At 69.3% G+C, this 18603-nt stretch carries 20 protein-coding genes; 7 read left to right on the top strand and 13 right to left on the bottom strand.

Going from position 1 to position 18603, the window contains the following annotated elements; translation table 11 throughout:
* Positions 1 to 137 precede the first annotated feature (137 nt).
* The 4 genes from M8859_RS08450 to uraD are packed head-to-tail and all read right to left on the bottom strand — an operon-like array spanning position 138 to position 3217.
* Complete coding sequence (locus M8859_RS08450; protein ID WP_159921584.1) at positions 138 to 1499, bottom strand: 8-oxoguanine deaminase; 1362 nt, start codon at positions 1497 to 1499, stop codon at positions 138 to 140.
* Positions 1487 to 2392: a factor-independent urate hydroxylase gene (gene pucL / locus M8859_RS08445; protein ID WP_159921586.1), complete on the bottom strand. Its 906-nt coding sequence runs from the start codon at positions 2390 to 2392 to the stop codon at positions 1487 to 1489. Before pucL ends, M8859_RS08450 begins: the two co-directional genes overlap by 13 nt.
* A gap of 7 nt (positions 2393 to 2399) precedes the next feature.
* Positions 2400 to 2717, bottom strand: coding sequence for a hydroxyisourate hydrolase (gene uraH / locus M8859_RS08440; protein ID WP_159921588.1), 318 nt, complete (start codon positions 2715 to 2717; stop codon positions 2400 to 2402).
* Positions 2714 to 3217, bottom strand: coding sequence for a 2-oxo-4-hydroxy-4-carboxy-5-ureidoimidazoline decarboxylase (gene uraD / locus M8859_RS08435; protein WP_159921590.1), 504 nt, complete (start codon positions 3215 to 3217; stop codon positions 2714 to 2716). Before uraD ends, uraH begins: the two co-directional genes overlap by 4 nt.
* 136 nt (positions 3218 to 3353) lie before the next feature.
* On the opposite strand from uraD, the gene M8859_RS08430 reads away from it, so the two are divergent.
* Both M8859_RS08430 and M8859_RS08425 read left to right on the top strand, forming a co-directional pair.
* Positions 3354 to 3950, top strand: a complete 597-nt coding sequence (locus M8859_RS08430; protein ID WP_159921592.1) for a nucleotidyltransferase family protein — start codon at positions 3354 to 3356, stop codon at positions 3948 to 3950.
* 13 nt (positions 3951 to 3963) lie between these two features.
* Positions 3964 to 5001 (top strand): XdhC family protein, encoded by a 1038-nt coding sequence (locus M8859_RS08425; RefSeq protein ID WP_195069627.1) that lies wholly within the window; start codon positions 3964 to 3966, stop codon positions 4999 to 5001.
* Here M8859_RS08425 and M8859_RS08420 read toward each other — a convergent pair whose 3' ends face one another.
* The 4 genes from M8859_RS08420 to M8859_RS08405 all read right to left on the bottom strand — a co-directional run bounded on the left by M8859_RS08420 (position 5002) and on the right by M8859_RS08405 (position 8574).
* Positions 5002 to 6090 carry an ABC transporter substrate-binding protein gene (locus M8859_RS08420; protein ID WP_159921596.1) on the bottom strand — a complete coding sequence of 363 codons (1089 nt, stop codon included), beginning with the start codon at positions 6088 to 6090 and terminating at the stop codon, positions 5002 to 5004.
* A 90-nt stretch (positions 6091 to 6180) separates the two neighbouring features.
* Complete coding sequence (locus M8859_RS08415) at positions 6181 to 6978, bottom strand: ABC transporter permease (RefSeq protein WP_195069628.1); 798 nt, start codon at positions 6976 to 6978, stop codon at positions 6181 to 6183.
* A 49-nt stretch (positions 6979 to 7027) separates the two neighbouring features.
* The gene (locus M8859_RS08410; RefSeq protein ID WP_159921600.1) at positions 7028 to 7774 is read right to left on the bottom strand and encodes an ABC transporter permease; all 747 of its coding nucleotides are present in this window, start codon (positions 7772 to 7774) and stop codon (positions 7028 to 7030) included.
* Complete coding sequence (locus M8859_RS08405) at positions 7771 to 8574, bottom strand: ABC transporter ATP-binding protein (protein WP_159921602.1); 804 nt, start codon at positions 8572 to 8574, stop codon at positions 7771 to 7773. Before M8859_RS08405 ends, M8859_RS08410 begins: the two co-directional genes overlap by 4 nt.
* Positions 8575 to 8729: 155 nt before the next feature.
* Between M8859_RS08405 and pnuC the strand changes: the two genes are divergently transcribed.
* Positions 8730 to 9419, top strand: a complete 690-nt coding sequence (pnuC, locus tag M8859_RS08400; RefSeq protein ID WP_249644072.1) for a nicotinamide riboside transporter PnuC — start codon at positions 8730 to 8732, stop codon at positions 9417 to 9419.
* Between the two features lie 35 nt (positions 9420 to 9454).
* On the opposite strand, the gene M8859_RS08395 is transcribed toward pnuC, so the two are convergent.
* From M8859_RS08395 to M8859_RS08375, 5 genes are all read right to left on the bottom strand, one after another.
* Positions 9455 to 10246: a DeoR/GlpR family DNA-binding transcription regulator gene (locus M8859_RS08395; protein ID WP_195069630.1), complete on the bottom strand. Its 792-nt coding sequence runs from the start codon at positions 10244 to 10246 to the stop codon at positions 9455 to 9457.
* 117 nt (positions 10247 to 10363) lie between these two features.
* Positions 10364 to 11107, bottom strand: a complete 744-nt coding sequence (locus M8859_RS08390) for a TetR/AcrR family transcriptional regulator (RefSeq protein WP_249644071.1) — start codon at positions 11105 to 11107, stop codon at positions 10364 to 10366.
* Positions 11108 to 11218: 111 nt separating this feature from the next.
* The gene (locus tag M8859_RS08385; protein ID WP_159921610.1) at positions 11219 to 12112 is read right to left on the bottom strand and encodes a carbohydrate ABC transporter permease; all 894 of its coding nucleotides are present in this window, start codon (positions 12110 to 12112) and stop codon (positions 11219 to 11221) included.
* Positions 12109 to 12990 carry a carbohydrate ABC transporter permease gene (locus tag M8859_RS08380; protein WP_195139158.1) on the bottom strand — a complete coding sequence of 294 codons (882 nt, stop codon included), beginning with the start codon at positions 12988 to 12990 and terminating at the stop codon, positions 12109 to 12111. The genes M8859_RS08385 and M8859_RS08380 overlap by 4 nt, the downstream gene beginning before the upstream one ends.
* Position 12991: 1 nt before the next feature.
* Positions 12992 to 14242: an extracellular solute-binding protein gene (locus M8859_RS08375; protein WP_249644070.1), complete on the bottom strand. Its 1251-nt coding sequence runs from the start codon at positions 14240 to 14242 to the stop codon at positions 12992 to 12994.
* Positions 14243 to 14401: 159 nt separating this feature from the next.
* Here M8859_RS08375 and M8859_RS08370 point away from each other — a divergent pair, with 159 nt between their 5' ends.
* The 4 genes from M8859_RS08370 to M8859_RS08355 all read left to right on the top strand — a co-directional run bounded on the left by M8859_RS08370 (position 14402) and on the right by M8859_RS08355 (position 18573).
* Positions 14402 to 15313 carry an SIS domain-containing protein gene (locus M8859_RS08370; RefSeq protein ID WP_159921614.1) on the top strand — a complete coding sequence of 304 codons (912 nt, stop codon included), beginning with the start codon at positions 14402 to 14404 and terminating at the stop codon, positions 15311 to 15313.
* A gap of 82 nt (positions 15314 to 15395) precedes the next feature.
* Entirely contained in the window at positions 15396 to 16469 is a 1074-nt protein-coding gene (locus tag M8859_RS08365; protein WP_195069634.1) for an ROK family protein, read from the top strand.
* Positions 16466 to 17623: an N-acetylglucosamine-6-phosphate deacetylase gene (locus tag M8859_RS08360; RefSeq protein ID WP_159921618.1), complete on the top strand. Its 1158-nt coding sequence runs from the start codon at positions 16466 to 16468 to the stop codon at positions 17621 to 17623. The genes M8859_RS08365 and M8859_RS08360 overlap by 4 nt, the downstream gene beginning before the upstream one ends.
* A gap of 8 nt (positions 17624 to 17631) precedes the next feature.
* Positions 17632 to 18573: a hexose kinase gene (locus tag M8859_RS08355; RefSeq protein ID WP_255466133.1), complete on the top strand. Its 942-nt coding sequence runs from the start codon at positions 17632 to 17634 to the stop codon at positions 18571 to 18573.
* Positions 18574 to 18603 lie beyond the last annotated feature (30 nt).

Raw genomic sequence — 18603 nt, 5'->3', positions numbered from 1 at the left:
TCCCTCCGCGACACCACAGCTCCCGCCCACCGCACGCGGGCCGTGCGAGCCGACACTGCTTCAGTATCGCGCGTCCGGGCTGACCAGGCACGACGCCCCGCCCGCAGATTCGATGGCGATCTCCCGCGGAGGCCGGTTCACCCGGCCTTCGCGATCAACGCCGCCTGCGCTCGCGCCACCTGCGTGGCGACCACATCCATATCGACCGTCCGGACCTCGCCGTCGCGTACCACCTCGCGTCCGTCGACCAGCAGCGCCGCCAGCGGCGGGGCCGAGCCGAGCACCAGGGCGGTGACCGGGTCCGCGATCCCGGCGTGCGCGGCCGTGTCCACCCGCCACAGCGCCAGATCCGCCAGCTTGCCCACCTCGATCGACCCGATCTCGGCGTCCCGGCCCAGTACTCGCGACCCGCCGATGGTGGCCAGTTCCAGCGCGGTGCGCGCGCTCATCGCGCGCGGTCCGCCCCGGTTGCGCGCCCACAGCAACGCGTGCCGTGGCTCCTCGATCATCGAACCGGACTCGTTGCTCGCCGCGCCGTCGACGCCGAGCCCCACCGGGACGCCCGCGCGCACCAGGTCGGCGATGCGGGCGACGCCCGCGCCGAGCCGCGCGTTCGAGGTCGGGCAATGCGCCACGCCGGTCCCGGATTCGGCCATGGCGCCGATCGCGTCGTCGTCCAGGTGGACGGCGTGCGCGTACCAGACATCCGGGCCGAACCAGCCGAGCCGCTCCATGTACCGCGCGGGCGTGCAACCGAAGGTCGCCACGCAGTAGTCGTGTTCGTCGACGGTCTCGGCGAGGTGGGTGTGCAGCCGGACCCCGGTGGCGCGGGCCAGCGCCGCCGACTCGCGCAGCAGGTCCGGGGTGACCGAGAACGGCGAGCACGGCGCCAGCGCGATCCGCAGCATGGAGTCGAACGACGGGTCGTGCCACCGGGCGATGGCCTCCGCGCTCGCGGCGAGGATGTCGTCCAAGCGCTCCACCAGATGATCAGGCGGCAACCCGCCCGCGCTGATCCCGAGGTCCATCGAGCCACGGCAGGGGTGGAACCGCAACCCGACCTCGGCCGCCGCGGTGATCTCGGCCGCGAGCGGATCACCGCCGTCGCGCGGGAACACGTAGTGGTGATCGGTGGTGGTGGTGCATCCGGTGCGCGCGAGCGCGGCGAGCGCACCCCTGGCCGCCACTCGCACCCCGTCCTCATCGATACCCGCCCACACCGGGTAGAGCGTGGTGAGCCATTCGAACAGCGTGTGGTCGGTGGCCAGGCCGCGGGTGATCCATTGGTAGAGGTGATGGTGGGTGTTCACCAGCCCGGGAGTGAGCAGGCAGCCGCGCCCGTCCACAAGCCGCGCACCCTCGCCGAGTGCCGGTGCGTCGCCTTCGCCGACCGCGTCGATCCGATTGCCGCGCACGACGACGTAGCCGCGCGGATACTCGGTCCCGTGCGCGTCGACGGTCGCGACGGCGCAGTCCGCGACGACGGTCACCTGGTCCACGCGGGACCGGCTTCCGGCGCGTCGGCACGCGCCACGGTGGCGTGGATCAGCCCGTAGGGACGGTCGTCGGCGTGGTAGACCTCGCCGCGATTCTCCATGCCGAAGCGGGCCAGGTCGTAGTCGAAGTGATGTTTGTTCGGCGCCGCGAGCCGGATCTCGGCCAGCACCGGGTACGCCGACAGCGCGGACTTGCCCATCTCGAACAGTGTCTGTTGCAGCGCCTTCGAGTGCAACGTCGCGAAGGTCTCCACCAGCCGCGCCCGCACACCGGTGTAGACCTCGTCCCAGTCGATGCCCGCACTGTGCGCGAACCGCCACTCGGCGACCAGCGTGGTGGCCAGCATCCGATCGTCCGTCGGCGCGAGCACGGTGAAGTCGTCGGTCAGGAAGTCCGTGAACTGCGAGCCGGTCGACTTCAAAATGGTCAGATCCTTCACCCCGCCGACGACCCACGCCTGCCGGTCGGCGCCGCTGCCCACCACGGTGACCGCCGCGGTGCGCACTTCGGGACCGCCGCGCACCCAGGTGTGGTCGTGCTCCACGCCGCCCACCGGCACGCGCCGCCAGGCATATTCGTCGACCTCGACGCGCGCGCTGCGCACCGGTTCGATGTCGGCGACGAAATGATCGGCCAGCGCCAGCGCGTAGTCCTCGATTCTCCGCAGGCCCGGCTGTTTGGCGAAGGCGTAGGCGGTCTGCTTCTGCGAGTCGGTGGGCAGGACCTTCGCCTGGTCGCCGGTGACGTACGCGTCGGCGAAGTCGCCGCGCAGCACTGTGGAGACGTTCACATCGCGGATCTCGTGCCGTGCGCCGTCCCGGCGGATACGGACGATCCGGTTCTCCGCCTTGCCGTAGCGGTGGTCGGTCAGCACGATCGGCCCGGTCAGTTCCATGCTCGGCTCAGCTTCCTCGATAGGTGGAAAAGGCGAAGGGCGACAACAGCAACGGAACGTGATAGTGCCGCTCCTCGGTGACGGCGAACGCGACTGTCACCTCCGGATAGAAAGTTTCGACCTCCCGGCCCGCGAAGTACGCGCCGGTGTCGAACACCAGCCGATAGGTTCCCGGCTCGATCGTTTCGCCGAACGCTCCGATCCGCCCGTCGACGTCCGTTTCGCCCGAATCGATCTGCCGTACCCCTCGATACAACGTCACTGTGACGCCCACGGCGGGCGCGCCGCGCACCGCGTCCAGCACGTGGGTACTCAGCGTGCTCACGGCCGATCCGCCAGCATCGCGTGCAGCCGGATACGGTTGATCTTTCCCAGTTCTGTTCGCACGACGCGCCTTTCGGTTTCGGGGTCATTGCGTAGCCGGGCGTTGAGCAGCGCGAGCAACTCCTCGGCCGACTTTCCGCTCGCGCACACCAGGTAGATGTGCCCGAACCGTTCCTCGTAGGCGCGGTTGCCTTCGGCGAGCGCCGCGCGTACGTCCTCGGCGGCTCCGGCCACACCGGCCTGTTCCCGCGCCGAAACCGCGCTGTGCAGCCGATCGCCGATGCGCGGGTGCCCCGCGAGCGCCAGGTCGAGTTCGGACTCCGGCAGTCGCGTCAACGCCGCGTCCGCCGCGTCGAGCAGCGCCTCGACGCTCCGGTACGGACGGCCTGCGACCAGCGACCGCGCCAGGCCCGGGGACGAGCAGCAGCCGAAGATCGCCTGATAGGCCGCGTCGTCGGACAGCGCGTCGAAGGCCGCGATCCCGGGTCGCTGATCCGTCATCGGACCAGCATCGAATACGACCCGGCGAGCCGCCACCGGAACGGGACGGAACCCTTTCGGCGTGTCGCCCCGGGAAGCCGCCTGAGCACCGTTTTCACATCGTGCGAGGCAAACCGCGCGGTATTACCGTTTATCCATGGCCGACTCCGATCGTCCCGCCGTGGCGCCCTGCGCGGGCGTTGTGCTCGCCGCGGGCGCCGGAACCCGCTACGGAAAACCCAAGGTGCTCGCCGAGGACGGCGCGTGGCTGCGAGCGACGGTCGCCGCGTTACGCGACGGGGGCTGCGATCCGGTGATCGTGGTGCTCGGCGCGACCGGACCGACGCCGCGGATCGTCGATCTTCCGCCGGGCGTGCGGCACGTGTGGGCCGCCGATTGGGCTACCGGCCTCAGCGCGTCACTGCGTGCGGGGCTGATCGCCGCGGCGGCCACCCCCGCGCGCTATGCCGCGATCATGCCGGTGGACACCCCCGACGTCGGGGCCGACGTGATCGCCCGGGTGCTCGCCGCCGCGCTCACCGCCCCGAGCGGCTTGGCACGCGCTGTGTTCCACAACACACCCGGCCACCCTGTTGTTATCGCCCACAAGCACTGGAATGCGATTTCTGGGTCCGCCGCCGGAGATTCCGGAGCCCGCACCTATTTGACCGGGAGAAACGATATGGTGTGCGTCACGTGCGACGATTTGGCGACGGGCGTCGATCGTGACTTCCCGGCCACGACCGCACGGTGATCGGAGCTAGCTGATGCGGGACATCGTCGACGACCTGTTGCGGGTGTGGCACTCGGGCCGGACCGGCGGACTCGGCACCGTCGTGCGCACCGTGGGCGCGGCCCCGTTGCCGGTGGGCTCGGCAATGCTGGTCGACCCGGAGGGGGGTGTCTACGGTTCGGTCGCCGCGGGCGGGCTGGAGGAGATCGCCTACGAGGCGGTGCTCCAGGCAGCGCGGACCGGCCGTCGCGCGATGCACCGCTTCGGCGTTGCCACCGGCCTCGAGGCGGGCGCGAACGGCGAGGGGATGCTGGACGTCTTCACCGAACCGTTCTCCCGAAGACACTTCCCGGAGTTCCCGGATGTCGCCGCGGAGATCGCGGCACACCGCAGGGTCACCGTGTTCACGGTGGTGTGGAACTCCGATGCCGACCTGATCGGCCAGCACCTGATCACCGACAAGAAGCACGCCACCGAACTGGTTGCGCTACCGGATTCGGACGTGTTCGTCGCCTCGTTCGCCCCGCCGCCGCGGCTGATCGTCTTCGGCGCGAATTCCTTCGCCGCCGCGCTGACCGTGCAAGCCGAATTGCTCGGCTACCGGGTGACGATCTGCGATTCGCGCCCCAATTTCGCTACCCCGGAGTCGTTCCCCGGCGCCGAGGTCGTGGTCGACTGGCCGCACCGCTACCTCAACACCCTCTCCGCCGCGGGTGAGATCGACAGCAGCACAGCCATAGTCGTGCTCTCGCACGATCCCACCTTCGAGATTCCGCTGCTCACCGTGGCGCTGCGACTACCCGAGCTCGGTTATCTCGGGGCGATGGGATCACGACAGGTCCACATCCGGCGCATGGAGGACCTCCAGGCATGCGGTTTCAGTGCCGAGACGCTCGCGCGTCTGCACTCGCCCGCGGGCATGGACATCGGTGCGCGCACCGCGCCGGAGGTGGCGGTCGCGATCGCGGCCGAGCTGCTGGCCGCCCGCGCCGCGCAACCGGTGCGCGCGGTCGATCCCTACAGCGGCGAAATCCCGGTCACGCCGAAAACCGCGGTCGGACTCGGTATCTGATCACTTCAGCCCGGGATTCTCGGCATACACCTCGCGCAGCACCGACAGGTCGAACAGCTGCTCGGCCTTGATATCTATCTTCGCGGTGCGCAGCGCGGCGATATTCTGTTCGATCAACGCGTCGGTCATGGTGAGCAGGCCGTTGGTGACCGTGTCCGGTGAGACCACCAGATCGTTCTGCGCGATGGCCTCTTTCGTCTGCTCGGCCAAATCCAGCTTTTGATCCTTGCCGTAGACCTCGACGGCGAGCCGGGCCGATTCGGCCGGGTCGGCCACCGCGTCCTTCCAGCCCTTGATCTCGGCGACCAGGAACGCCTTCAGCTTGTCGCGCTCGTTGTCGATGGTGGACTGCGCGACCGTGAGGGTCTCGGCGACCAGCGGCAGATCGAAGTCGGCGAACAGGAAATGCGTGTTCTGGAAGCCCTTCGCCGCCAATGTGATCGGCTCGTTCGTCACATAGCTGACCCAGCCGTCGACCTCGCCGTTGGCCAGTGGGGTGGGATCGAATTGCGCGGGCACCACGGTGACGTCACCGGGCTTCAACCCGTTGGCGGTCAGCAACGCGTTGAAGATCAGCTGGTTGGTGTCCTGCACACCGATCTTGCGGCCCTTCATGTCCTCAGGCGACTTGATCGGCTTCGCCGCGGAGGAGACGATCGCGAACGGATTCTTCTGATAGGTGGTGGCGACGATCTTCGCGGGCAGTCCCTCCAGGATCGCCGGTGCGGTGGTCTGCGGCGCGGACAGGCCCAGCCACACTTTCCCGGTGTCCAACCCGGCCTCCACCGAAGTGCTGGCCGCGCCACCCGCGATCAGCTCGACCGAGCCGAAACCGGCTTCGGTGAAATAGCCTCTGGCGTCGGCGAAGTATTCACCCGCGAATTCGATGTTCTTCAGCCAGGACAGCTGCACCGCGACGCGGCCGTGTTTCGATCCGTCCGGAGTGGAGCCGCCCGGCGCGTCGCCGGCATTCCCGCCGCAGGCGGCCAGCGCCCCCGCACCACCGAGCGCGGCCCCGGCGAGCGCGGAGTAACGGAGAAACGAGCGTCGGTTCAGGTGCCCGAACGTGGAGCGTTGCACGGGTGTCATGGGCCGAATCTAAGGGGAAGGCGTTTCGTTTTCTTTACTTTGGCGTTCCGAGCGCGAATTCGCGCGAATATCATCGGTCGGACATATCGGTCAGCTTCGCCCGGCTTCGGGTCCGAACCGCGCGAGCACCAGATTCTCGACCACCCCGACGATCGCGTAGAGCGCCACCGAGACCAGGGTGACGATGACGATCGAGGCCCACAGCTTGCTGTATTGGAACGTCGGGATGGCGCGGATCAGGCTGGCGCCCAACCCGGTGCCGCTGCCCAGCCACTCCCCGAGCAACGCCCCGATCAGCGCGCCCGGCACCGAGATCCGCGCCGCGGCGAACACCGAGGGCAGCGCGGCGGGCACGGCCACCATGCGCAGCCCGGTCCACCGCGACCCGCCATAGGCGGCCACCAGCTCCAGCGCTTGCCGCGGCGCGCCGCGCAGGCCCGCCATGATCATGACCAGAGCGGGGAAGAACACCACGATCGCGGCGAGCACCGCCACTCCGGCCAGGCCACGGCCGAACACCAGCACGATGATCGGCGTGAGCGCAACCAGCGGCACCGAGCGCAACAGCATCGCCACCGGAAGGAAGGTCTGCTCGACCGCGGCGAACGACACGAACAGCGCGGCGACCACCAGCGCGGCGAGCATGCCCGCGCCGAATCCGATGGCCGCGTCGCGCAGCGTGATCCGCAAATCGTCGATGATCGCTTCCCGCGCGGCGTCGGCGCCCTGCGCCGTCACCAAGTAGGTCCAGATATCGCCGGGCGTCTTGCCGACCCGCGGGCCGACCTGCGGGAACGCCTTCAGGAAGACGTACCAGATCCCCAGCATCAACAGCAGCGAGGTGCACAGCGGGAACAGGAAGACCCCGATTCGGCGCAGGAGGTTCATCCGGCGTCCTCCACATTCGCGGTCGAGACAAGGCCCGTCGCATGGCTTTTCATCGCGCCTCCTGCGCGGTCCACGGAGCGGCCATCCGGGCGGCCAAGGCTACCAACGCGTACCCGAGTCCGGCCAGCGCCGCGGCGGCCAGCGCCATACCCCAGGTGCGCGGCACGTTGTAGGACGTCTGCGCAGCGGTCAGCGCCACCCCGATACCGCTGTCCACGCCGCCGAGATACTCGCCGATGATCGCGCCGAGCACGGCCGAGGGCGCGGCGATCTTCAACGCCGCGAAGGTACTGGGCAACGCCGAAACCGCCCGCACCCGGGACAACTGCTGCCAGCGGCCGCCGCCGTAGGCGCGCACCAGGTCCAGACTGGTCCGGTCGGCCGAGCGCAGACCGGTGACGGTGCCGACCATGGTGGTGAAGAAGCAGTACATCGCGGCGAGGAACACCGTCGGGGTGCGTCCGCCGAAGACGACCAGGATGATCGGGCCCAGCGCGAGCAACGGAGTGCAGTAGCTCAGGATCGCCAGCTGGGTGGCCAGCGACTCGATCGGCGGGATCAGCACGATCAGGATTGCCAGCGCGATGGCCAGGCCGTTGCCCCAGACGAATCCTTGCAGCGCGCCGAGGGCGGTGATCCGGAAATTCGGGCCGTACAGATCCCATCCGTCGGTGTACATGGTGTGCAGCACTCGCCAGGGGCTGGGTATGGTGCCGCCCGCGACCTCGAACGCCGCCAGAGCCCACCACACGGCGACCAGTCCGAGAACGCCGAGCGCACCACCGAAGCGCTTCATGCCACCCCTCCTTTCCCCGAGGTCCCGAACAGCAGCTCCGACAAGTAGTCGTGCAACTTGTGGAACTCCGGCGTGCGCATCATCTCCGGCAGTCGCGGGCGCGGCAGATCGATCTCGACCAGTTCCAGCACCCGTCCCGGCCGCGGGCTCATCACGGCCACCACGTCGGACAGGAACACCGCCTCCGCGATGCCGTGCGTAACCATCAGCGTGGTCGCGGGCTTCTCGGTCCAGATCCGCAGCAGCTCCAGATTGAGCCGCTGCCTGGTCATGTCGTCGAGTGCGCCGAACGGTTCGTCCAGCAGCAGCACCGCCGGCTGCACCACCAGCGCCCGCGCGATCGAGACACGCTGGCGCATACCGCCGGACAACTGCGCGGGTTTGGCCTTCTCGAACCCTTCCAGCCCCACCAGCCGGATCAGGTCATCGATCCGATTCGCCTCCGGCGTGATGCCCGCGACTTGCAGCGGCAGCTTGATATTCGATTCCACCGAACGCCACGGCAACAGCGCCGAATCCTGGAAAGCGATGCCCAGCGCGTGGCGTCCGCGCAGCTCGGCGGGGGTCGCGCCGTCGATCAGCGCCTTGCCCGCAGTCGGCGTCTCCAGCCCGGCGAGAATGCGCAGCACGGTCGACTTGCCGCAGCCGGAAGGACCGAGCAGCGACAGGAAGGCACCCTGCTCGGTGTGCAGATCGACGCTCGCCAATGCCTGCACGGTTTTCCGCCCGACCCGGAAGGTCTTGGTCAATCCGCTGAGATGAATTCCGGTTCCCCCGGCGGCGGCGCTGTCCGTGCTCATGACGGCCACCCTAGGAGCACGCCATTGCACCTATATTGCGAATCGCGCCGCCAGATTGCGCAATCGTTAAGGTCCGCACCGCGGCCGCGAGGTGGATTTCGAATCGCGGCGATCCGATCCGGATGAGAAACGGCCCGCCGCGGGTTGCACGACAGGTGAACCCGATCCTCACGCTGCTCGACGCCAAGTTGCACATCGCGGGCTCGGAGATCCTCTGGCGCGAAGTGATCGGCAACGGCTTCGGCTTGGCCTCCGCGATCGGCGGCATGCGGCGGCGCGTCTGGGCCTGGCCGGTCGGCATCGCCGGGAACGCCCTGCTGTTCACCGTGTTCGTCGGCGGCGTCTTCCACACCCCTCAGCAGCTGAACATGGCCGGGCAGGCCGGACGCCAGCTGATGTTCGTCGCGGTCAGCGTGTACGGCTGGTGGAGCTGGTACCGCCACGCGGCGCGGGAGACCGGGCTCGAGCATCGCGGCGTCGACCCGCGCTGGGCAAGGACGCGCGAACGCGTCGTGCTCGTGGCGGCGATGCTCGTGGGCACGGTGGTGTTCGCCCAGCTCTTCGAGTGGCTCGGTTCCTACGGTCCGTGGGCCGAGGCGTGGATCTTCACCGGCTCGGTTCTGGCCACCTACGGCATGGCCCGCGGGCTGGCCGAGTTCTGGCTGATCTGGATCGCGGTCGACCTGGTCGGCATCCCGCTGCTGGTGCGCGCGGACTACTACCCCTCGGCCGCGCTGTATTTCGTCTACGCGGGCTTCGTGGCCTGGGGATTCCTCGTCTGGACACGCGGCATGCGGCCGGACGCCGAGACCCCGCGGCCGCTGACGCCCGCCACCGCGGAGTAGGCCGGAAAACGGGCAGCGTCCCGTATCCGGCTCCGCTACACCACGTCGACCCGCACGCCCGCCGCTCGGATCTTCTCCACCGCGACCGGATCGGCGTCGGTGTCGGTGACCAGCACGTGCACCTGCTCGATGCCGCAGATGCGAGCCAGGGCGGTGCGTTCGAGCTTGTCTCCGGTGGCCACCACCAGCACCCGCCCGGAACGCCGCACCATCTCGGTGGTCACCCCGGCCTCGTCGATGTGCCTGCACTGGGCGCCGCCCTCGGCGGAGATCGCGTTCACCCCGAGCACGAGCTCGTCGAGCCGCAATTCGGCCAGCGCCCGTTCGGCCAGCGGCCCGTGCAGCTCGTAGGACTCCCGCCGCGCCACTCCGCCGAGGACGATGGTGCGCATGTGCGGCCGCAGCACCATCTCTCCCGCGATGTTCAGCGCGTTGGTGACGATGGTCAGCTGCTCGTCCCCCGACGAATCCGGATCGGTGCGCCCGGCCAGCGCCCTGGCCACCGCCGTTGTGGTGGTGCCGCCGTTCATCCCCACCACCGCGTGCGGATCGACCAGGGATGCGGCGTGCTCGGCGATGCGCTGCTTGGCCTCGCCCGCGCTCTGCCGGTAGCGGGCGGGCAGGTCGTAGGCCACCGAGGTGGCCACAACACCGCCGTGCGTCCGGGTCGCCAGCTGTTGCTCGGCGAGCGCGGTGAAATCGCGGCGCACCGTCGCGGCGGACACGCCGAGCCGCTCGGCGGCCTCCTCCACCGAGAGCCGACCGGACTCGGCGAGCAGCTCGAGCAACCGGTTCCACCGTTGCGGTCGATCCGTCGACCCGGTCATCTCACACCGCCCCGCTCGCACGGGGGACCTGCTGTTTCGGCGAGCACGCGAACAATATGACCACACGCACGCGCCGACCGCGAAGATTGCCTGCGGCCGGTGCCGAGCCGGGTCGGCTCAAGGCACATCGACCTCGACCGCGGGCCTCGACCGGAGCGTCGGTGGGTGGGAAAAGCGTCCGGCCCCGTCTCCCCTGGGCACATCGGCCCCTGTGAGAGACAGACCGGAGTTCACGAAATAGGCGATTTCTTCGCAGATTTCGTCCAGACTCACTGTCGCGTCCGGGGCGGTGCTGTGCACCAATTCCTGGGCCAGGGACGTGACCGCGCCGATCACCGCCAGCGCGAAGAGATCGAAACGCCGCGGGCCGGTCTCGCCGCGGCCGACGGCGCGTTCGGCCTCGCTGATCAGCAACGCCGAGAGCAAGCGGCGCTGCTGCCTGCGCCACTCCTCCACCGCGGCGCTGACGCCGACGATCTCCACATAGCAAACTCGCGCGCACCGGGCGTCGGCACACGTGACGCTCAGATACGCGCGGAAACTCGCCACCACGCGCGCGGGCAGGGGCTCGTTCTCGGTGGCCGCCAGTGCCGCGATCGCGCATTCCAGCGCACGGGAGGTGATGCGATTGGCCAGGGCGATGAGCAGTGCCTCGCGGCTGCCCATGTCCTCGTAGAAACTGCGCGTGGAGACATTCGCCACGGCGCAGAGGCGTTCGATCGATGTGGCCGCGTAACCCTGGGTGCCGAATAGTTCGAGAGCGGCGTCGATCAGCCGGGTCTGCCGCTGGGCAACCCGCTGTTGCTTGGACAGTCCGCCGTAGCTGCGACCGTCTCTGGGTCGGTGATCCCGCCGTGTCACCGTTCGATGCTACCGCGCGGCTACCTTTCGTCAGCGCGCTGAACGGTAGACACGCGACCATGTCGCCGGACGTTTCCGCCATGGGCGGCAACGGAATCGATCGTGCCCGAACTATTTCACGCTGCCCGCCGTCAAGCCGGCGACCAGACGCTTCTCGATGACAGCGAACAGCAGCACCACCGGGATGATGCCGACGGTGGAGATCGCGAACACGTACTGCCAGGCGGTGTCGTACTGGCCGACGAACTTGGTCAGCGCCACCGACAGCGGCTGATTCTCCGGCGTGGTCAGCACGACCAGGCTGGCGGCGAATTCGTTCCAGCACGCCACCGCGACGAAGATCGTCGCCGTGACGATGCCGGGCCAGACCAGCGGCAGGCTCACCCGCACCAGCGTCTGCCAGCGGCCGAGTCCGTCGAGCATCGCGGCTTCCTCGATCTCCACCGGGATCGCGGCGAAGAAGCTGTGCAGGATCCACACCGCGAAGGACAAGTTGAACGCGGCGTTGACCAGGATCATGGCCAGCCAGGTGTCGTTGATGCCGAGCGCGAAGAACTCGCGGATCAACCCGGTGACCAGCACCGTGGGCTGCAACATCTGGGTCACCAGCACCACACCGAGAAACACTCCGCGACCCGGGAACCGGTGCCGGGCGGTGTAGTACCCCGCCGGTATCGCCACGGCCAGCACCAGCGCGGTGGCGCAGACGGTGATGATGATCGTGCTGGCCAGATTGAACGGCAGCGGCGTCTCGGGGGTGTCCCACATCGTCGTGTAGTTGTCCGGATGCCAGGACTGCGGCAGATACGTCGGCGGGATGCGCAGGATCTCGGCTCCGCTCTTCAACGACCCGAGCACCATCACGACGAAAGGCAGCAGGAACCCCGCGGCGAGCACCACGCCGACCGCGGTGAGCTCCCAGCGCCGTCGCTCCCGCCGCGCGGGTTCGGCCGCGGCGACCGGCGCCACGGGCACCTGCTCGCGTACCCGCACCCGCGTCGTCATCGGTCGACCTCCCGGGTCGGGCGGGCCAGCCGGACGTAGATCGCGATGACGACGACGATCAGCGCGAAGTTCAGCACGCTCATCGCGGCGGCGGTGTCGACCTGCTGGTTCTGCCGGATCAGCTTGAACGTGAGCGTCGTGGTGGTGTCCGCCGAGAACCCGGCGATGCTGCCGGTGATCACTTGCAGGATCGGCAGCGAATTGAACACGTTGATGATGTTGATGATGGTCGCCACCGCGATCGCCGGACGCAGCTGCGGCAACGTGAGATAGCGGTAGCGCTGCCACGCGCTCGCGCCGTCGACCCGCCCCGCCTCCTCGATCTCCGCCGGGATCGACTGCAACCCGGCCAGAATCGTGTAGGTCGTGAACGGCACCGAGACGAATACCGCGACGGCCATCGCCACGAGGAACGCCTGTGCCGGCTGCTTGGTGAAGCCGTAACCGCGGTCGAGCAGGCCGATGTCGACCAGGAACCGGTTCGCGATGCCGACGTCCGGGTCGAGCATGTAGTAGAAGATCGTCGTCGTCATCACCACCGACGCCGCCCACGGCACCAGGATCGCCATCCGCACGGCGGTGCGGCCGGGGAAGTCCTTGTGCAGGAACTGGGCCAGCGCCGCGGACAGCACCAGGGTGAGCAGCACGACGCCGACCACCCAGACCACCGTGTGGGCAAACACCGAGCCGAGTTCCGAGATCGCGAACAGGGTCCGGTAGTTGGCCAGTCCGGCGTTGCCGCGGTCCTGGCCGTAGGCGGTGAGGTCCCTGGTGCTGGTCCACACCATGTAGCAGGCCGGGAAGGCGACGATGCCCGCGATCAGGACCAGCGAAGGCGCGATCCACGGCAACGCCGCCGGCAATCCCCTGCGCCGCACGTCAGTTCGCGGCTTCCTGGATGCGACGCAATACCTGAGCCGGGTCCGCGCCCTGTCCGATCGTGCCCATCTGCTGGCGGATGGCGCCCTGAGCCGCGGCCCATTTCGGGTTGTTGCTCGGGTAGAACCGTGCCACCGAGAGCGTGGCGGCGAACGCTTTCGTCACGGGGTCATCGGCGAGCGCGGCGGCGGCACTGTGCGTGATCGGGATGAAGCCCTCGTGCTTGACGAAGTTCGCGTACACCGCGGCCGAATAGAAGTAGTCGAGGAACTTCTTGATCGACTCGGCTTTCGCGCCGTCCTTCTTGAACGCCATCAGGTGGTCGGCCACACCCAGCGTCACCGGGTTGCCGGTCTTGGTCGGCGACGGCGCGGTCGCGTAGCGCAGGCCGGGGTTCTTCGCGGTGATCTGGCCGATGGTGGGCGGCAGCGCTTCGATCATGCCGATCTTGCCCTGGATGAAGGCGTTGATCACGTCCTTGCGGTCGGTCGCGCCCGGATTCGGCTGAGTGGCGCCGGCATCGATGAGTTCACGCATGGCCCGCACACCCTCCAGGTTCTCCGGGGTGTCCACGGTGATCCGGTCGCCGTCGGCCCAGGAGCCGCCCGCGCCGAAGGTCCAGATGGAGGCCTCGCCCTGCGCCTCCTCGCTACCCAGTGGGAGCCCGTACCCGGAGACGCCGCCGCCGAGCGCCTGGATCTTCTTCGCCACGTCGGTCAGCTCGGCCCAGGTCTTCGGCGGCCGGACGATGCCCGCCTTGTCGAACAATTCGGTGTTGTAGAACAGGGTGCGAGTGGAGGCGAACAACGGCAGTGCGTACTGGGTGCCGTTCAGCGACGCGTTCTGCGCGAAGGCCGGCTGGATGTCCGCCAGCACCGGCGCGGAGACGATGTCGGTGGCCGGGTAGAGCAAGCCGTCTGCGGCGAAGCTGGCGTAGGCGTCGATGTTGAGGATGTCCGGGGTGGTCGCCTGCGACTGGAGCTTCGTGCGCACCACGTCGTTGATCGAGTTCCACGATTCCATCTGCAAATTCACCGTGATGCCCGGGTTCTGCTTCTGGAATTCGGCGATGATGCCGTCCCACAGCGCCTTGGTGCCCGTGGCGCCGTCGCTGTAGGCGGGGGCCAGGAGATTGATCGTAGTGTCGGAGTCCGCGGCATTCTTCGGACCGAACCCGCAGGACGAGAGGGTCAGCGCGAGGCCGGTGACCATCGCGACTCCGGCAAGCACGCGGTGGAATGGTCTTTTCACGAGCAGAACCTTTCAGATTTACCCACCCGGCGCCAGCGGAGCCGCCGATGATGGGAGGACACACCGTCCGTGCGCCTCAATCTAGCCCGGATGGTGATCATATGTGACCGATTTGATCGTAAATTTGACATGAACGATCACTCGAGCGAAGCTGTTCAGGTGCCTACGCCTGCCGACCACACGCCGGAACCACATCTGGCCACCGAGGTGGCGACCCAGCCGGACGACTGGACGCACGCCGCCACCATCGCCGCGGATCATCACGCCGCACTGCCGAAGCCGGGCGAGCGCGTCGCCGTGATCGGGTGCGGCACGTCGTATTTCATGTCCCGGGCGATCGCGGCGCTGCGGGAGGGCGCGGGCCGGGGGCTCACGGATGCCTGGCCAGCCAGCGCGGTCCCGGCCCGGGAGTACGACCGCTACCTCGTGATCTGCCGCTCCGGCACCACCACCGAGGTCATCCGCGCCATGCGGGCGATCCCGGCGCGCGTCCCTCGCGCGGTGATCTGCTCCAGTCCCGGCACACCTGTCCTCGAACTGGGTGATCCGATCCTCATCGAGCAGGTCGACGAGCGGTCGGTGGTGCAGACCCGTTTCGCGACCACCACCCTCGCCATCCTGCGCAGCCACCTCGGCGAGGACCTCACGCCGGTGATCGCCCAAGCTCGCGCCGTGCTCGCCGAGCGGCCCGCCGAGTCGCTGGCGGCGGTACGCGGCGCCGAGCAGATCAGCTTCGTCGGCATGGGATTCGCGGCGGCCATCGCCGACGAGGCGGCGCTCAAGCTGCGCGAATCCTGCCAGTCCTGGACGGAGGCCTATCCGGCGACCGAGTACCGCCACGGCCCCATCGCCATCTCGGCGCCGGGCCGGGCGGTTTGGGCCTTCGGGCCGCTGGAGCCGGGATTCGCCGACGATGTCGCCGCCACCGGCGCCCACCTGGAACACCGCGAGATCGACCCGATGGCTGATCTGCTGCGGGTGCACCGGCTCTGCGTCCTGCGTGCCGCCGACCTGGGGCTGGACCCGGACCATCCGCGCGGCCTGAATCGCTCCGTGGTCTTGAAGTCGTGATCGAGCACGTGCGGTGAGAACCGGTCGTGGCCAGGCCGCGCGCACCCTGGCCCAGGGTTCGCCACGAACTACTCTGCCGAGCATGGGAAACGAACAGCCGAGGACACCGGCGGGTTCTGGTGCGTCCGTGGCCGGGCCGCGCACCCCTGAGACCAACTCGCGCCGCGACGAGCCGACCGGGCGTTCGGGCTCGGGGCGGGCCACGACCGTGCTCGGCACGACGACGCTCACCGCGCCGCTACCGGGCGAGGCGCTCGTGCTCGGACTGGATGTCGGCGGAACCACCATCAAAGGCGAGGTCACCGATGCCGAAGGCGCGGCTCTGGCGATGGGCTCGGTCGCCACGCCCCACGGTCCGGTCGCCTTCGACGCGATGGGCGAGCTCGGCGAGCGGTTGCTGGCCGAACTGCCGGAATCCGACCGCGGCCGGGTGCGCCGCGCGGCGGTGGTGCTGCCGGGGATCGTCGATACCACGCGCTCGATCGCGGTGTTCAGCAGCAACGTCGGTTGGCGCGACGTGCATGTGGGCGATCGCTTCACCGAGCGCTGGGGCGTGCCGACGCTGATCGAACACGATGTCGCCGTGGCCGGTTGGGCGGAATGGAAGTACGGCGCCGGGCAGGGCCACGAGAACGTGTGCGTCGTCATTCTCGGCACTGGTATCTCCGGGACGCTGTCGGTCGGCGGGCGGTTGGTGCGCAGCAGCTACGGGCAGGTCGGCGAGTACGGGCACGTGCCGGTGCGGCGCGCGGGCGGCTTGCCCTGCCCGTGCGGCAATACCGGCTGCGTCGAGACGGTCGCGTCGGGCGCGGCCATCGCGCGCGCCTACACCCGCCGCACCGGACGGGAGACGACCGGCGCCGCCGAGGTCTTCGCCCTCATGTCCACCGACCCCGACGCCGCCGCCGTGGTCGAGGACGCGGTCGAGGCGCTCGCCGACGGGCTGGTCGGCATCGTGCACGCCGCCTGTCCCGAACTGGTCGTCCTCGGCGGCGGCCTCGCCGGAGCGGGCACGGCGCTGACCGCCCCACTGCACCGGGCGCTGACGGACCGGCTCCGCCTGGTCCCCGCACCGCGAGTGGTGCTCGGCGAGTTCGGCGCCCGCGCCGGGCTGGCGGGCGCCGCCCTCTTCGCCCGCCGAGGGGCACTGACATGACGCCGTACACCGAACTGATTCGCGGACGCATCGTCTCGGCGAGCGTCACGCTGAACGACGGCGTCGTCCTGGTCTCCGGAGACCGGATCGAGGCGGTCCGGTCGTTCAGGCAATGGCGCGCGACGCATCCCGATTTACCTGAGCCGCCATTTTCCGGCACCGTGCTGCCGGGGCTTGTGGACATTCACAATCACGGCGGATTCGGGTACCGGTTCGACACCGTGAACAGCACGTACGCGCGGATGGCGGCCGAATCGCACCATGCGCGCGGCTCGACCACGGTGGTGGCGAGCGTGGTCACCGGCCCCGGCGCGGAGATGGTGGCGCAGACCGCCACCCTGCGCGAACTCGCCGAGGAAGGCGTGCTCGGCGGAATCCATGTCGAGGGGCCTTTCCTCTCCGAGGCGCGATGCGGAGCACAGGATCCGCGTTTCCTGCGCGACCCCGATCTCGGGTTGACCGAGCAACTGCTGGCCGCCGGAGGCCCACACCTGCGGGCGATGACGCTCGCGCCGGAGCGCCCCGGCTACGCGGCCGTCGCGCAGCGGCTGACCGACAACGGGGTGGTGGTCGCGCTCGGCCACAGCGACACCGACTACCGGGCTTTTCGTAATGCCCTGCGCCCGCACGGATCGGGCAGCATCGTGACGCACCTGGCGAACGGCATGCCACCGCTGCATCACCGGCACCCGGGTCCGGTGGCGGCGGCTCTGGTGGCCGCGGCCGCCGGGGACGCGATCGTGGAGCTGATCGGCGACGGCGTGCACGTGGATCCGGGCTTCGCCGCGCTGGTGTTCGCGACCGCGCCGGGGCGGGTCGCGCTGGTCACCGACGCCATGCAGGCGGCCGGACTCGGCGACGGCGAGTACCAGCTCGGTCCGCAGCCGGTGACCGTGCGGCACGGGGTGGCGCGCATCGCCGACGGGTCGATCGCGGGCGGAGTCAGCACCCTGCTGGAGTGCCTCGCGCGCGCGGTGCGCGAATCCGGCGTCGGGCTGCGGGAGGCGGTGTGCGCGGCCACCTCGGTTCCGGCCGCCGCGCTCGGGCTCGCCGACGTCGGTGACCTGCGGCCCGGCCACTTCGCCGACATTCTGACAGCCAGTGACAATCTCCACTTGCGCAGGGTGCTCAGACGTGGACAGTGGTTGAGGTGATCCTCACCGTGACAATGAATCCCGCGTACGACATGACCTATCGCGTCGAACGCTTCGAACGCGGGCAGGCGCATCGGGTCCGGTCGGTGGAGCAGCGCATCGGCGGCAAGGGCATCAACGTGACCCGGGTGCTGAACCAGCTCGGCAGGTACGCCAGGGCTACCGGATTCTCCGACCACGCCTTCGCGGCCGCCGCCGAACTGGAGTTGCCGGTCGACTTCGTGCACGCGCTGCCCTGGGTGCGCCGCACCGTGGTGATCAGCGAATCCGACGACGGGACCGCCACCGCGCTGTGGGAGCCGGGCGCGCGGGTCTCCAATCCGCATGCCGCCGAGCAGTTGGCCGTCCGGGTGGCCGGCATGCTCCCCGACATCGCCGGGCTGGTCATCTCCGGGTCGCTGCCGGGCGGCATCGAACCCGCGCTGCCCGCCGAGATCGCGCGCAACGCCATCGCGGCCGATGTGCCCACCATCTGTGACGTCGACGGCGAGGCACTGCGCTTGGCCGCCCAGGTACCGGGCATCGTGCTCACGCCGAACGCGGCTGAGCTGCAACGCCTCACCGGCGCGGAACCCGCGTCCGCGGACGAGATCGTCACCGCCGTGCACCCGCTCATCGAGAACGGAGTCCGGGCCGTGATCGCCACGCGCGGGACGGAGGGAATCACCGCGGTGACCGCTGACGGCGCGTGGTCGGCGGCGTTGCCCGAACCGCTCGCCGGGAATCCCACCGGTGCGGGCGATGCGGCGGTGGCGGCGGTGATCGCCGCCCTGGCATCCGCATCGAGCACGGACTGGCCCGCGCTGCTCGCCGACGCGGTGGCGACCTCCGCGGCGGCCGTGGTGGTCCCGGTGGCCGGTGAGATCGACCGTTGTCTGCGGACCCGACTGGCCCCGACCGTTCAGGTCGAACAACTGGATCTACCCGAACCACAGAAAGCGCTCCCATGACCACCGCCGACCACACCGAGCCTCCAGCGG

It is taken from the genome of Nocardia sputi, from assembly GCF_023501985.1.
The sequence above is the reverse complement of the archived record's forward strand: the minus strand, read 5'-3'. Positions and strand labels throughout refer to the sequence as shown.

What these genes read in the sequence shown, in the direction of transcription:
- M8859_RS08395 (WP_195069630.1), bottom strand. Translation starts at nt 10,246, where the DNA reads ATGACCGGGTCGACGGATCGACCGCAACGGTGGAACCGGTTGCTCGAG.
- M8859_RS08405 (WP_159921602.1), bottom strand. Translation starts at nt 8,574, where the DNA reads ATGAGCACGGACAGCGCCGCCGCCGGGGGAACCGGAATTCATCTCAGC.
- M8859_RS08410 (WP_159921600.1), bottom strand. Translation starts at nt 7,774, where the DNA reads ATGAAGCGCTTCGGTGGTGCGCTCGGCGTTCTCGGACTGGTCGCCGTG.
- M8859_RS08420 (WP_159921596.1), bottom strand. Translation starts at nt 6,090, where the DNA reads ATGACACCCGTGCAACGCTCCACGTTCGGGCACCTGAACCGACGCTCG.
- M8859_RS08385 (WP_159921610.1), bottom strand. Translation starts at nt 12,112, where the DNA reads ATGACGACGCGGGTGCGGGTACGCGAGCAGGTGCCCGTGGCGCCGGTC.
- M8859_RS08430 (WP_159921592.1), top strand. Translation starts at nt 3,354, where the DNA reads ATGGCCGACTCCGATCGTCCCGCCGTGGCGCCCTGCGCGGGCGTTGTG.
- uraD (WP_159921590.1), bottom strand. Translation starts at nt 3,217, where the DNA reads ATGACGGATCAGCGACCCGGGATCGCGGCCTTCGACGCGCTGTCCGAC.
- M8859_RS08415 (WP_195069628.1), bottom strand. Translation starts at nt 6,978, where the DNA reads ATGAACCTCCTGCGCCGAATCGGGGTCTTCCTGTTCCCGCTGTGCACC.
- M8859_RS08365 (WP_195069634.1), top strand. Translation starts at nt 15,396, where the DNA reads ATGGGAAACGAACAGCCGAGGACACCGGCGGGTTCTGGTGCGTCCGTG.
- M8859_RS08425 (WP_195069627.1), top strand. Translation starts at nt 3,964, where the DNA reads ATGCGGGACATCGTCGACGACCTGTTGCGGGTGTGGCACTCGGGCCGG.
- M8859_RS08360 (WP_159921618.1), top strand. Translation starts at nt 16,466, where the DNA reads ATGACGCCGTACACCGAACTGATTCGCGGACGCATCGTCTCGGCGAGC.
- pucL (WP_159921586.1), bottom strand. Translation starts at nt 2,392, where the DNA reads ATGGAACTGACCGGGCCGATCGTGCTGACCGACCACCGCTACGGCAAG.